Origin of the sequence: Streptomyces sp. NRRL S-37, from assembly GCF_000721605.1 — a bacterium.
GTDB lineage: Bacteria > Actinomycetota > Actinomycetes > Streptomycetales > Streptomycetaceae > Streptomyces.
On sequence record NZ_JOIZ01000010.1, the window covers coordinates 214,922 to 229,076 of the forward strand.

Annotated in this window: 10 protein-coding genes; 2 read left to right on the plus strand and 8 right to left on the minus strand. The window is 73.4% G+C overall.

The window, feature by feature from the left end; translation table 11 throughout:
• Nucleotides 1–47 precede the first annotated feature (47 nt).
• From IH50_RS0117210 to IH50_RS0117245, 8 genes are all read right to left on the minus strand, one after another.
• Nucleotides 48–1,055, minus strand: a complete 1,008-nt coding sequence (locus tag IH50_RS0117210) for a beta-ketoacyl-ACP synthase III (protein ID WP_030862339.1) — start codon at nucleotides 1,053–1,055, stop codon at nucleotides 48–50.
• The gene (locus IH50_RS0117215; protein WP_030862342.1) at nucleotides 1,052–2,044 is read right to left on the minus strand and encodes a VlmB-like protein; all 993 of its coding nucleotides are present in this window, start codon (nucleotides 2,042–2,044) and stop codon (nucleotides 1,052–1,054) included. Before IH50_RS0117215 ends, IH50_RS0117210 begins: the two co-directional genes overlap by 4 nt.
• Complete coding sequence (locus tag IH50_RS0117220; RefSeq protein ID WP_030862345.1) at nucleotides 2,041–2,604, minus strand: flavin reductase family protein; 564 nt, start codon at nucleotides 2,602–2,604, stop codon at nucleotides 2,041–2,043. The genes IH50_RS0117215 and IH50_RS0117220 overlap by 4 nt, the downstream gene beginning before the upstream one ends.
• Entirely contained in the window at nucleotides 2,601–3,209 is a 609-nt protein-coding gene (locus IH50_RS0117225; protein ID WP_030862348.1) for a hypothetical protein, read from the minus strand. Before IH50_RS0117225 ends, IH50_RS0117220 begins: the two co-directional genes overlap by 4 nt.
• 21 nt (nucleotides 3,210–3,230) lie before the next feature.
• Nucleotides 3,231–3,713, minus strand: a complete 483-nt coding sequence (locus tag IH50_RS0117230; RefSeq protein WP_030862351.1) for a type II toxin-antitoxin system RatA family toxin — start codon at nucleotides 3,711–3,713, stop codon at nucleotides 3,231–3,233.
• A 2-nt stretch (nucleotides 3,714–3,715) separates the two neighbouring features.
• The gene (locus IH50_RS0117235; protein WP_030862352.1) at nucleotides 3,716–5,011 is read right to left on the minus strand and encodes an aspartate aminotransferase family protein; all 1,296 of its coding nucleotides are present in this window, start codon (nucleotides 5,009–5,011) and stop codon (nucleotides 3,716–3,718) included.
• A gap of 135 nt (nucleotides 5,012–5,146) precedes the next feature.
• Entirely contained in the window at nucleotides 5,147–6,286 is a 1,140-nt protein-coding gene (locus tag IH50_RS0117240) for an acyl-CoA dehydrogenase family protein (protein WP_030862355.1), read from the minus strand.
• Between the two features lie 45 nt (nucleotides 6,287–6,331).
• Nucleotides 6,332–7,963 (minus strand): aldehyde dehydrogenase family protein, encoded by a 1,632-nt coding sequence (locus IH50_RS0117245; RefSeq protein WP_030862358.1) that lies wholly within the window; start codon nucleotides 7,961–7,963, stop codon nucleotides 6,332–6,334.
• 150 nt (nucleotides 7,964–8,113) lie between these two features.
• Between IH50_RS0117245 and IH50_RS0117250 the strand changes: the two genes are divergently transcribed.
• Nucleotides 8,114–8,428, plus strand: coding sequence for an acyl carrier protein (locus IH50_RS0117250; protein ID WP_030854101.1), 315 nt, complete (start codon nucleotides 8,114–8,116; stop codon nucleotides 8,426–8,428).
• Between the two features lie 11 nt (nucleotides 8,429–8,439).
• Nucleotides 8,440–14,148: a type I polyketide synthase gene (locus IH50_RS0117255; protein ID WP_030862360.1), complete on the plus strand. Its 5,709-nt coding sequence runs from the start codon at nucleotides 8,440–8,442 to the stop codon at nucleotides 14,146–14,148.
• Nucleotides 14,149–14,155 lie beyond the last annotated feature (7 nt).

Below are 14,155 nucleotides of genomic sequence, written 5' to 3' on the forward strand. Positions count from 1 at the left end.
CAGCGCTTGTGGGAGGGGCCGGCCCGGGCCCCGCTTGTGACGGGACGTCAGACGGTCTGCACCTCGGGCCAGACCAGCGTGGTCGCGCCCCAGGACAGCCCGCCGCCGAACGCGGTCAGCAGCAGCCGGTGCCCGGCGGTGAGCCGTCCGTCCGCCGCGCTCTCGGCCAGCAGCAGCGGCAGTGAGGCGGCGCCGGTGTTGCCGACCTGTGCGATGTTGCTCAGTCGCCGTTCGCCGGGGATGCCGAGCCGCTCCGAGACCGCTTCCAGGATGCGGGCGTTGGCCTGGTGCGCGGCGAACCGGTCGACGTCGCACGGCCGCCAGCCGGCCCGCTCGGCCGCCTCGGTGGAGGTGGCCGTCATCCGCTCCACCGCGTGCCGGTAGGTGTCGCGGCCCACCATCCGGAAGAAGCGGTCCTCCGGTGCGGGCTCCCGGCCGGACGACCGCTGCCGCGACCCTCCGGCCGGCACCTCGATCAGATGGCTCAGCCCGCCGTCACTGCCCAGCACGAGCGGGCCCACCGCGCCCGGCTCCTCGGGGGAGCCGGCCCGCAGCAGCACCGCGCCCGCGCCGTCCGCGAAGATCACCGCCGTGGTGCGGTCCTCGGGGTTGATGATCGTCGTGAACGCGTCCGCGGCGATCAGCAGCACCCGGTCCGTCACCCCGGCGGCGATCAGGCCCGCCGAGCCGGCCAGGCCGTACAGGAAGCCGGAGCAGACGGCGGCCACGTCGAAGGCGGGCACCTCGCCGAGTCCGAGCCGCGCCGCGACCTGCGGAGCGGTGGCCGGGCACGGCTGGTCCGGGGTGGTGGTGGCCAGCACCACCGCGCCCGCCCGCGCGTCTCCCGCCGACTTCAGCGCCCGCAGGCCCGCCTCGACCGCCAGGTCGCTGGTCGCCGTGCCCGGGGCGACCACACGGCGCCGGGCGATCCCGGTGCGCGAGCGGATCCAGTCGTCCGAGGTGTCCAGGCGCCGGGCCAGGTCCTCGTTGGTGACCACGTCGGGCGGGACGTACGACCCGATCCCGCAGACCACGGCGGCCCGTCGGGTGCTCACGCGGCCGGCCCCGGACTGCTGAGGACCTCCAGGGGCAGGCCCATGTAGGCCATCCGGGCCTCGGCCATCTCGTCGGTCCACCGCTCGGCCATGTCGTAGCGCTGCTCGGGAGTGGTGTCGAGCATCCGCACGCCGGGCCAGATCTCGTAGTCGCCGATCCGGTCGGCGTGCCGGAGCATGCCCTCCTGGAACAGTTCCTCGCGGTGGATCACGAACTCCCGGTCGGGGATCTCGTCCCACAGCCGCACGCCGGCCCGCAGGATCTCCAGCAGGCGCGGACGGTACTCGGGGTGCGCGGCCACGTGGTCGCGCAGGATGGTGCTGGCCACCGTCAGATGGCGGATCTCGTCGATCGCGGTGCCGCGGGAGATCTCGCCGGTGGCCGGGGACAGGGGAGTCCACTTGCGTTCGCTCAGCTCGGCGGCCGGTGCCAGCACGCCCTCGATGACGATGGCGAACACGGCGACACCGCCGGGGAAGTCGGCCTGGTCCCGGACGATGTCGAGGGTGAAGTCGACCACCGGGTCCAGCACCCGGGCGCGGTAGTCCCGGGCCATCTCGTCGATGCTCTTCAGGAGCGTGTCGGCCGGGATGCCAAGCTCCACCAGGTGGTTGCGGAACACGCGGGCGTGCCGTGCCTCGTCGAGCAGCTGGGTGGCGTAGAACTCCATCTCGGGGATGCCGGGCGCGATCGACACGTAGTGGCCGAGCAGCCGGGTGGCCAGCTCCTCGGACAGCCCGCGCAGACCGAACTCCAGCACCAGCGCCTCGCGCAGCGGGCCCGGCTCCTTCAGGAAGTCCGGGACGATCGCGTCGTCGTGGTGGCCGGTCACGCCGCGGTCGCGCAGCGTGCCCTGGGCAACCGAGGTGATCCAGTAGGCGAGGTCGCACTCCTCGGGACCGAGGGTGAGTTCCTTCGCCCCGTCCAGCAGACCGGGCGCCTTGTCCCAGTCGGCCTCGGGGGCCACGAGTACCTTGGACTGCGTCATGACGCGGCGGCCTCCTTCGCCGGATGCAGGGTGCCGGCGTGCAGGCGGCCGGCGTAACTCAGCAGGGGGAGCCCTTCGTCCGCCCTGGCGCGCACGACGTGGCCGAGCAGCAGCTCGCTGTCGCCCGCGGCGTGGGCGGAGTGGAAGCGGCAGGTGTAGTGGGCGAGCGCGCCCGCGATGAGCGGGGCCTGCGCGTACGGGTCCGCCGTCCAGGGCAGGCCCGCGAACTGGGCGCTGCCGTCGGGGCGCCCGCTGTCGGCGAACCGGCGGGCCACTTCCGCCTGGTCACCGCCCAGCACGTTGATCGCGAACCGGCCCTCGGCGGCGGCCCGCCGCGCGAAGGACGACCCGGCCCGCAGCACGACGCCGACGAGGAGCGGCTCGCGCGAGACCAGGGTGACCGTGCTCGCGGTGGTGCCGTGCATCCGGCTCTCCGGGCCGGTGGTCAGCACCGACACCGGGGACGCCAGGTGATAGAGCGCCCGGCGCCGTTCGGCCGGGTCCTGGCGGACGGGCCGGCGCGTGCGCGGGCCGGTCGCGGTCGCGGTCGCGGTGCTCATCGCAGCGCCTCCGCTTGCCGGGCCGCGGACTCTCCGGCCGCGGCGGCCCGGGCCGGGGCCTCCTGCGCCGCGGCGGCGTCCGCCCGCGGCGTCGGCACCGGCTTGCGGACCGGGACGTGCCCGACCGGCACCGGGTCCGTCACATGCCCGACCGGCTTGGGGTGCGGCAGGCCCAGGTCGTCCAAGAGCCGCAGGTAGCCGGGCTGGCGGACCGGCTCGAAGGGCAGCGCGAAGGACTTCATGAAGTTGCCGAACAGCCCGCGGTCGCCGAAGAGGTGGAAGGGCAGCACCAGCAGCGCCCACTCCGGCTTCACCAGCCAGCACCACAGCGCGGCCACGGCGGCCTGGGTGATGAGGCTGTGCATCACGTTGTAGAGGACGTAGTACGCCTTGTGGATCGGCCGCCCGCCACTGCGCCGGAACGCGATCGCGCCCGGGATGTAGCCGATCAGGTCGATGTAGAGGAAGAGGGCGACCGCCGGCAGCCAGCGGATCTCGTCGAAGTGGGCGATCATCAGGCCGGTGGTGACGGCGAAGCCCACCAGGTACTCGGCGCGGTGCAGCGAGTACGTGCGCGGTGTCTCGAACGGGTTTGCCTGGTCCATGGTCAGCAGCTCCCTGATGCGCTAGGCGCCGACCGCGGCGGGCGGGGTGAGTTCGATGCCGCCGCTGATGCGCACGGCGGGGAACAGACCGGTCAGCGCCCAGGCCACGGTCTCCTTGATGACCCGCTCGGCGATCGGGTCGAGGATGCCCTCCAGGCTCGGGATGCCGAAGTCGAAGTCGGCGTCGAAGCGGACCGCGACGTCGTCGCCGTCCTGCGTCACCGACCAGGTCCCGGAGAAGGAGTCGAAGTCCCCGTCGGACTGCTCGAAGCGGATCTCGCCCTGCCCCGGCAGCACGGTGTCGTCCTCGGTCCAGCGCAGCAGGCCGCTGCGGAAGTGCAGCTCCCAGCTGGAGGAGGCCGCGGGGTCGGGGTAGGCGGCGTGCACCGTGGTCGCGTTGACGTGGGGCGCCAGGTCCGGGTACCGCTCCCAGCGCCGTACGGCGTGCAGGACCGTCTTGGCCTGCTCCCCGGGTATCAGGGCATCGAGTTCGACGTGCCTCACGATCAGTTACCGCCTTCCGGCATCTTGGCCGCGCCCCGTACGAGGTCGCGGGTGGCCAGGTCGAAGGAGTTGAGGAGGAAGTCCACGTCGGTGTCGCCGAGCACGGCGGGCGGGGTGAACCGCACCACCGAGCTGCCGTTCATCGAATGGTTGGCGACCACGCCGTGGTTGAACAGTTCGATCAGCAGCTCGCCGGCCAGCCCGGCCTCGACGAGCTCGACGCCGATCAGCAGGCCCCGGCCGCGCACGTCCACCACGAGGTCGGGGATGTTGCGGCGCGCGATCTCGGTGATCGCCGGCAGCAGCCGGGCGCCGAGGTCCAGCGCCCTGGTGACCAGGCGCTCCTCCTTCACGGCCCGGATGGCGCCCTGAACCGCGGCCATCAGCACCGGCTGGCCGGAGAACGTGGCGGTGTGGACGTAGGGGTCCTTGTCGAAGGGACGGAAGGCCTTGCGGGTGGCGACGGCCGCCGAGACCGGCATCACCCCGCCGCCGAGTGCCTTGCCGGCGAGCAGGACGTCCGGGAGGACGCCCTCGATGTCGGCGCCCCACCACTCGCCGAGCCGGCCGAAGCCGGACTGCACCTCGTCGAGGATCAGGAAGCCGTCGTACTCACGCACCAGCTCCTCGACGCGCTTGAGGTAGCCCTTCGGTGGGATGATCACACCGCCCTCGCCCTGGACCGGTTCGAGGATGACGCACACCTCGCCCGGGTGGGCGGCGAGTTCGGCCTCCAGGGCGTCGGCGTCACCGAAGGGCAGGTGCAGGAAGTCGGGCACCAGCGGGCGGAACGGCCGCTGGTAGACCTCCTTGGCGGTGGCCGACAGCGCGCCGAGGGTCTTGCCGTGGTAGCCGCCGCGCATGGAGACCGTGCGCTTGAAACCGCCTGCGCGGGCCAGCTTCAGGCCGGTCTCCACCGCCTCCGCCCCCGACAGCGCGAAGTGCACCCGGTCCAGACCGGGCGGCAGCACCGAGACCAGTGCCTCGGCCGCGCGGGCCACGGTGGGCTCCAGCAGGATGCGGGTCGCGGTGGGGTGGGTGCGCAGCTGGCGCTCCACCTCCTCCATCACGATCGGGTGGCGGGCGCCCATCACGAACACGCCGTAGCCGCCGGCGTTGAGAAAGCGCTCACCGTCGCTGGTGGTGAGCCAGGCGCCCTCGGACGCCACCTCCATGTGGCTGCCGAACAGCTCGGCGAGCGTGGCCCGGCCCTTGCTCAGATGCGCGCGGTACAGGCCGAGGACCTCCGCCTCGGCGTCGGCGGACGAAGCCGCCGGGGATTCCTGGATGACGGTCACGTGTGGCTCACTCCAAGGGGTCGTGGGGTCGTGCGGACAGGACCGGGACCGTGCCGCGGCCGGGGTCCTGTCCGGCCGCGGCGGTGGTGCCGTGACCGGGGGTTCACCGGCCGGCGAACCGTCCCGGCCGCGGCCCTAGGCGAGGACGAGCTCGCCGCCGTCGAACCAGCGCAGCAGCGGCTCGGCGGCGGCGGCGCGCGACGGCGGGTGGAAGGCGAGGGCCCGCAGCGCCGCCGCGACCTGTGCCGGACCGGAGCCGCTGATGAAGTCCAGGCCGCCCAGCAGCTCCAGGGCACGGGAGGCGATGTCGGGCAGGGCGTTCTGCACGGCGTACCGGGCCACCAGTACGCGGGCCACCGACTCCTCGTCACCGGGCTCCGGGCCGGTCGCCCGCGCGACGCCCTCCAGCAGCGCGACCGCGGCCTCCATGTCCACGGCGAGGGAGGCCCGCTCCGCCACGCTGCCGCGCTCGCGCTCCAGCACCTGCTCCACCAGCGCCAGCGCACCGCCCGCGTACCCGGCGGAGATCAGCATCTCGAACCAGACGAACCCGGCCGACTGGAGGTCGTCGAGGCGGTGCGGGTCGTCGGCGCCGGCCCGCACGACCATGCCGGCCGGCACGAACACGTCCTCCAGCCGCACCTCGTCGCTCTCCGCGCCCGCCAGCAGGTCGTTGCCCCAGTACGGGTGCACGGTCAGGCCGGGCGCGTCGGCCGGCACCAGGGCGAGCGCCAGCTCCGGCTCGCCGTCGTCGCCGTGGATGGCGACGCTCGCCGTGAGCAGGCTCATCGAACGGGACAGGCTGCACGGCTTCTTGGCGCCGGTGAGCAGGAACCCGTCGCGCACCGGGCGGGCGGTCACGGCCGGCTTGAGAATGTTCTGCGCCGTCCGGCCCTCGGCCCAGCCGGACGCCATCACCTGCTGGTCGGGCACGATCCGGCGCAGCAGGGCCGTCTGCTCGTCGGTCAGCCGGCCCTTCTTCACGGCCAGCGAGTACAGCATCGCGATGGTGAAGTGGTGCATCGACACGGCCGCCACCAGCGACGGGGACACGGCGCCCAGGGCCAGCTGGACCCGCAGCGCGTCCAGGGCGTCGGCGCCGTGGCCGCCGTACTCCTCGGGGATCAGCAGACCGACCCCGCCGTGGATGCGGAACAGGTCGATCACCGGGCTGCCGGGCCGCTCGCGGTCGGTGTACGGGATCTGGTCCAGCTCCTTGAGCAGACCGGGGTGGAAGCGCTCGCATACGGAGCGGGCGAGGTCGAGGGAACGCAACGGAAGCCTCCAGCGGAAACGGCGGGGTTCAGGGGCGGAGGGCGGTCAGGCGCCGAACACCGCGTCGTACGGGCTGACGCCGCGGGCGATGCTGACGCCCTGCACGTGGGAGGTCTTGAGCATCGGGTAGTTGGCCTCGCCGAAGGCGCCGCCGGTGCGGCCGGTGCCGCCGTGGCTGGGCAGGTAGGGCAGGAAGCCGATGTGGGAGTCGTTGACCTTCAGCAGGCCGCCGTTGACGACCCGTCGCACGAAGGTCTCGATGACGTGGTCGGAACGCGACCACAGGGAGTTGCGCAGCCCGTAGTCGTTGTTGTTGACGAAGCGCAGGAACGCCTCCAGGAGGGCGTCGTCGTCTTCCCGCTCGGGGACCACGATCGGCACCAGCGGGAAGAACGTCTCCTCGCGCACCACGTCGTAGGTGCGCGCCCGGTCCAGGCCGTCCACGCGCACCACCGTCGGCTGGAGGAAGACCCCCGTCTCCGAGGGCGTGCCGTCCAGTTCGGTGCGGTGGCCGCCGGTGACCAGCTCGGCGCCGTTGTCCAGCGCCTGCCGCAGCAGCCGGAAGAACCGCTCGCTGCGCCGCACCGGCGACAGCAGCACGTCCTCCTCCTCGGGCAGGCCCGGGCGGATGCCCTTGACCTGCTCCTTCACCTCGGCGATCAGGCTGTCCGCGACGTCCGGGTGCACCAGCACGTAGTTGGGCACCATGCAGATCTGGCCGGAGCCGTAGAAGGCCTCGGTGATGGCCTCGGCCGCCCACTTGACGTCGGCGTCCTTCCACACCACGATGCCGTCGTTGCCCGCCAGTTCGAGGATCGGCTTCTTGCCGTGCGCCACGCACTGCTGCTCGAAGCGCAGGCCCTCCTGGCTGCCACCGATGTAGAAGATGTCGTTGATCAGCGGGTCCGCGATCCAGCGGTCCATGGTCTGCTTGGGGTTGCTGCACACCGCGTTGAGCACCCCGGCCGGCGCGTCCATCTCCTCCAGCAGCGGCGCCACCACGTCCCGCAGCAGCCACATGGTGCTCAGCGCGATGCTGCGCGGCGCCCGCACCACCACCGCGTTGCCGGCCATCAGCGCCAGCACGCACAGGGCGGCGCTCGGCAGGGGTGCGTTCTGCGGCGGGTTGAAGGCCACCACACCGTCGGGCTGGCGGTGCAGCACCAGCGTGCGGCCGGCGTACTCCTTCTCCACCCGCATCTGCTTGGTGTACCAGCGCAGGGAACCCGGGGAGTAGATCTGCAGCAGGCAGCTCAGCTCCCAGCGGGCCAGCTTGACCGGGTGGGACTCGGCGACCAGCATGCGCAGGAACTCGTCCTGGTGCTTGATGAGTTCCTCGCGGAACCGGGTGCCCAGCCGCATCCGCCGTTCCAGCGGCACGGCCGCCCAGTCGGGTGCGGCGGCGGCCGCGGCCTGCGTGGCCAGGTCGATGGACGCGTCGTCCGCGATCGCGCAGCGCCCGACGACGTACGGGTGCCTGGCAGCCTCCGACTCCGGGTCCTGCTCCAGGGCGCGCTTCAGGCTCACGCTGGTGAACACGTCTTCCAGCAGGGACCGGCCGCTGACGGTGTACACCCACCCGTCACCCGCGACATCCTTGCCCGCGATGTAGAGGTCGTAGCTCTTGATATCGGAAGGTGCCTCGGCACTCTCCTCCTGCGCGGCTTCGCGAAGCATCTTCAGCCTTTCACCTGTGGCGAGCGGATTTTTCGAAGCAGTGCGAGCGTGGCAGTGGAATCTGACCCGGCGCTGACAGGGGGCTGATTCAGCCAAGCCGACCCAGCCGTCCGTCAGTGGGGCGTCAGCCCGCGTTGCTTGCATGACCGCATGCCACCCGTCGACAGCACTGTTCAGCGCCTGCGTGATCTGCCGCGCGCCGAACTCGCCGAAGAAATCGAGTCGATCGTCCTGAAGAAATTCAGGGCGGTTCTCCTCATGGACGAATCCGAGGACCTCCCGCTCGACATCAGCTATTTCGATCTCGGACTCACCTCACTGCGGCTGACCGAGATACGTCAGAGCCTGGAGCGGCTCCTTGATCTCTCCATCAACGTCAGCGTGCTCTTCAACGAGCCGACGGTCGCCCATCTGGTGGACCACCTGACCCAGGCCGTCCAGGACAGTTCCTCCCAGGAAAGCTAAGGAGTCCCTCCATGCCGCGTGCGGAATCCCAGCAGCCGCCCGAGCCGGTCGCGATCGTCGGAATCGGTCTGCGATTCCCCGGCGGCAGCACCTCGCCCGACGAGTTCGACGCCTTCCTGCGGGAGGGGCGCAGCGGGATCGGCCCGATCCCGCAGGACCGGTGGGACGTGGCCGCGTTCACCCCCGAGACCCCCGAGGACAAGGGGAAGATCCACACCACCGCGGGGGGTTTCCTCGACCGCGTGGACCTCTTCGACGCCGCCTTCTTCAACATCTCCCCGAAGGAGGCCCGGTACATGGACCCCCAGCAGCGCCTGCTGCTGGAGACCGCCTGGCAGGCCCTGGAGCACGCCAACATCGACCCGGCACCGCTGCGCCGCGGCAACGGCGGCGTCTACGTCGGCGCCAGCTCCATCGACTACGCGCTGGAGCTGGAGTCCCTGCCGTACGAGGAGATGGACGGCCACCTGGCCTCCGGCATCACGATGTTCCCGCTGTCGGGCCGGCTGTCGTACTTCCTGGGGTGGCGCGGACCCAGCATGAGCGTCGACACCGCCTGCTCGTCCTCCCTGGTCGCACTGCACCTGGCGGTGCAGGCCCTGCGCTCCGGCGAGACCGACATCGCGCTGTGCGGCGGCGTCAACGCCCTGCACCACCCGCGCATCCCGGTGATGTTCTCCAACGCGCAGATGCTCGCCCCGGACGGGCAGTGCAAGACCTTCGACGAGTCGGCCGACGGCTACGCGCGCGCCGAGGGCTGTGGCGTCCTGGTCCTCAAGCTGCTCTCCGACGCCGAGCGTGACGGCGACCGGGTGCTCGCCCTGGTGCGCGGCACCGCCGTCGGCCAGGACGGCGACAGCGCCGGACTGACCGTGCCCAACGGCCCCGCGCAGGAGAAGGTGATCCGCGCCGCGCTGGCCACGGCCCGCCTGGCCCCCGAGGACATCCAGTACGTGGAGGCGCACGGCACCGGCACCCCGCTCGGCGACCCGATCGAGTTCGGCGCCATCGGGGACGTGTTCGCCGAGTCGCACACCCCCGACAACCCCGTGCTCACCGCGTCGGTGAAGACCAACCTGGGCCACATGGAGCCGGCCTCCGGCATCGTCGGCGTCATCAAGACGGTGCTGCAGCTGCGTTCCGGCACCATCTACCCGCACCTGAACCTCACCACCCCGTCCGGGCGCATCCCCTGGGACCTCTACCCGCTGCGCGTGCCGACCGCCTGCGAGCCGTGGCGGGCCGAGGTGCGCCGCGCGGTCGTGAACAGCTTCGGCTTCGCCGGCACCATCGGCGCGGTGGTCCTGGAGCAGGCACCGCAGGCGAGCCCCGCGCCGCAGTCCTCCGGCACGTCCGCCGCCCCGCTGTTCACCCTCTCCGCCAAGAGCTCCGCCGCCCTGCGCGAGCAGGCCGCGAACCACCGGCGGCTGCTCGACGAGCGGCCCGACCTCCCCCTCGACGCCCTCTGCCACACCGCCAACGTCGCCCGCACCCACCACCCCTACCGCGTCGCCGCCCCGGTCGCCGACCGCGCCGCCCTGGCCCGGCTCCTGGACCGGGCGGCCGGCCAGGACCACGAGGGCCCCAGCGGCATCCGCAAGACGGCCTTCATGTTCACCGGCCAGGGCTCCCAGTACGTCGGCATGGGCGCCGCCCTCTACGAGGCCCTCCCGGAGTTCCGCTCCCACGTCGACGCGTGCGACCGGCTGTTCGCGGAGCACCTGGACCGCTCCGTGCGCGACCTGCTGCTCGGCACCGCCGAAGACCCCGGGGCGATCGACCGCACCGAGTACACCCAGCCCGCCCTGTTCACCCTCGAGTACGCCCTCGCCCGGCAGTGGATGGCCTGGGGTGTGCGCCCCAACGTGCTCGTCGGGCACAGCATCGGCGAGGTCGTCGCCGCCGCGGTCGCCGGCCTGTTCAGCCTCCCCGACGCCGTGCGGCTGGTCGCCGCGCGGGCCCGGCTGATGCAGGCGGTGCGCGCCGAGGGAGGCATGGCCGCGGTCGCCGCCCCCGCCGAGGACGTCGAGCCGCTCCTGGCGAGCCGCCCCGACCTCGCCCTGGCCGCGGTCAACGCCCCCGACCAGTGCGTCGTCTCCGGCGCCCTCCCCGCCCTGGACGAGGTCTGCGGCATCCTCAAGGAGCGCGGCGTGCGCGTGGACCGGCTCGCGGTCTCGCACGCCTTCCACTCCCCGCAGATGGCCGAGGTCTACGACGACTTCCGCGCCGCACTCGACGGCATCGAGTTCCACGAGCCGGCCATCAGCCTGATCTCCAACGTGACCGGACGGCTCGCCCGGTTCCGCGACATCGCCACCCCCGACTACTGGGTACGGCACATCGGCGAACCCGTGCGTTTCCTGGACGGCATCCGCGCGGTGGCCCGGCGCGGCCGGCACGCCATGATCGAGATCGGCCCGCAGGCCGCGCTGACCGCGCTCGCCCGGCGCGGCGTCGCCGCCGAGGACCACCTGTGGCTGGCCAGCCTGCGCCGCCGGGACCGGACGGCCACCACCACCCTGACCGCACTCGCCGAGTACTACGCCGCCGGACTCACCGTCTCCTGGCCCGGCTACCACGCCGGGCACGCCGTGCCGGCCAAGGCGGACCTGCCCACCTACGCCTTCCAGCGCAAGCGCTACTGGCTGCCGGCCGCCGGACCGCGCCGCGCCGCCGCGGGCGGCACCGCCCGCCACCCGCTGCTCGGCACCGAGGAGCGCTTCGCCTCGGGGGTACGGGAGTTCACCGCGGAGTTCACCGCCGAGGACCTCGGCCCGCTCGCCGACCTCGCCGACGGCGGACGCACAACCCTGCCTGCCGGCGCCTACGTCGACCTGTTGTTCGCGGTCCAGGACGCGGTCCGGGGCCACGCCCGGTCCGCCGTGCGCGACCTCCGGCTGCTCGCGCCGCTCGACGTTCCCGCCGAGACCAGGATTGCCCTGACCACCCGCTGGCGGCCGCTGCCGGGCGGGGGCGCCGAGGTGGCGGTGTTCACGGTCGTCGGCGGGGAGGAGGACGTGCACGCCACGGCGGTGATCGCCGCCGACCCCGAACCGGTGGTCCCCGTCTCCGAACTGGCCGAACTGGACGCGGGCCTCGCCCCCGCCAGAACGCAGATCGACGATGAGGACATCTACACCGACCTCGCCTCCGTCGGCCGCCCGCACGGCCCCCGGATGCGGCTGCTGCTGCGTGCCGCCCGGCACGCCGACGGCCTGGTCACCGGGGAGCTGACCGGCCGGAACGCCTCCGCCGTCGAACACGTGCCGGCGGAGCTCGTGGAGGCCGCCGTCCAGGCGTGCGTCGTCCTCGACCCCGAGGGCCCGGTGTTCGTGCCCCGCGACGTCGCCTCGGTCCGCCACTTTCGCAAGCCCCGCGGCGAGGAGCTGCGCGTCCTCGCCCGGGTGCACGGCGACCAGGACCGCCGCACCGCCGACGTGCTGCTCCTGGAGAACGGCGACCCGGTCGCCGAACTGCTCGGCGTCCGGCTGGCCCGCCCCGAGGGCAGCACCGGCCGCCGCCGGTTCCTGCACCGCCCCGAGTGGGTCCGCCGCGCCCTGCCCGCACCGCAGACCACCGCCCCCGCCCGGCACATCGTGCTGCTCGACCCGTCGCCCGCCCGCGCCGCCGACCTCGCCGGACGGCCCGGCCTGAAGGTCACCCGGGGCGCCGGCCTCACCGAACTCAAGGCGGCCCTGGAGGACCCCACCGTCACCGACGTCTGCCGCGTCTGGCGGCAGCTCCCGCAGGCCATGTCCGCCGACCGGCTGCGCGCCGAGTGCGAGGAGAACTACCGCGAACTGCTCGCCCTGGTCACCGCGCTGGACGCTGCGGGCACCCCCCGGCCGCCCCGCCTGTGGCTGGTGACCGAGGGGGCCCAGTGGCTGCCCGGCGACCCGGCCGGCGACGGCGGACACCTGGCCGCCGCCACGCTCTGGGGCTTCGGCCGGGTGCTGCTCACCGAGTACCCCCAGTACCGGGCCACCCTGGTCGACGTCGCCCCGGGCAGCGGCCTGGCCCCGCTGCTGGAGGAGTGGCACGCCGAACCGCCCGGCGAGTACCAGGTCGCCCACCGTCCGGGCCGCCGCTACGTCCGCCGGCTCCTCTCCGGCGACGCCCCGCTCACCTGGTCCGGCGGCTTCGAACTGCGCGCCCCCGACTCGGGCGACCTGTCCGACCTTGCGCTGGTCGCCGCCGCGGACGTGCCCCCGGGGGCCGGCGAGGTCCAGATCCGCGTCCGGTCGGTCGGCCTGACCGCCGGCGACGCCCGCACCGCCCTGGACACCGGCCGCGCGGAGCGCGAGGAACTGCTCGGCGCGGAGGAGGAGCCCCCGCCGCTGCTCGGCACCGCGGCCACCGGCACGGTCCTCGCGGCGGCCGAGGGCACCGGGTTCGCGCCGGGCGACGACGTCCTCGTGCGCCACGACGGCACGTTCCGTTCCACGCTCACCGTCCCCGCGGCGGCCGTGGTGCACGCCCCGCCCGCCGAAGAGGACGACGGCGCCCGGCACTTCCGCCTCGACGAGACCGGCGAGGCGCTGCGGACCGCCCTGTCGGACCCGTCGGGCCAGTCCTGGGTGACCCTCCCGGACGCCCCCGAGGCGGAGCCCGCCGCCCCCGCCGAGGAGGTCCCGGCCGCCCTGCGCCCGGACCGCACCTACCTCATCACCGGCGGTACGGGCGGCCTCGGCCTGGTCACCGCCCGCAAGCTGATCGCCCTCGGCGCCCGCCACCTGACGCTGGTCAGCCGCGGCGGACGGCCCACCGAGGAGGCCGCCCCCGTCCTCGCCGACCTCGCCGAGCACGCCGAACTCGACCTGGTCCGGGCCGACATCGGCCGTGCCGAGGACGTGCGGCGGCTGGTGCGGCACCTCGCGGCCGGCCCGCACCCGGTGGGCGGGATCGTGCACGCCGCGGGCGCCTACGACAAGAAGCTCGTCGCCGAGCTGACCTGGGAGGCCATCGACGCCCAGCTGGAGGCCAAGGCGTATGGCGGCTGGCTGCTGCACGAGGCCGCCCAGTCCTCCTTCCCGGAACTGGACTTCTTCGTCACCTACTCCTCGATCGCCTCGGTCCTCGGCGGCGCCACCCAGGGCCACTACGCCGCGGCCAGCGCCGCCCTCGACGCCCTCGCCGAGTGGCGCGGCCGGCGGGGCGTGCCCGGCCTGTCGGTGAACTGGGGCGCCTGGGCACGGGTCGGCATGTCGGCCCGTCTGGAGGAGCACCTCAGCCAGGAGATCGAACGCAGCGGCGTGCGCTTCTTCTCCCCGACCCGCGCCCTGGACACCCTGGCCAGGCTCTGGGGACGACCCCGCACCCAGCGGGTGGTCGGCGAGTTCGACTGGGACCGCTACGTCGCGGGCAGCGTCACCGGCGACCTGTTCTACGACCGGCTCGCCCGCAACGCCTCCGACGACGACACCGGCCCCGACCTCACCGCGCTCGCCGCCCTCCCGCCGGCCGAGCGGACCGCCGCCGTGACCGGGGTCGTCCGCGAGAAGGTCGCCGACGTCCTGCACCTGGAGGAGGGCGACGAACTGAACCCGAACACCGAGTTCGTCTCCCTGGGTCTGGACTCGCTGATGGCCCAGCAGGTCAAGGCCGCCCTGGAGCAGGCGTTCCGGCTGCCCCTGCCGGCCTCGCTCACCCACGACCACCCGACCGTGCGGCAGCTGGCCCAGTTCCTCTGCGGGCAGCTCGAGCCGGTGCAGGCCGCCTGACGCACAC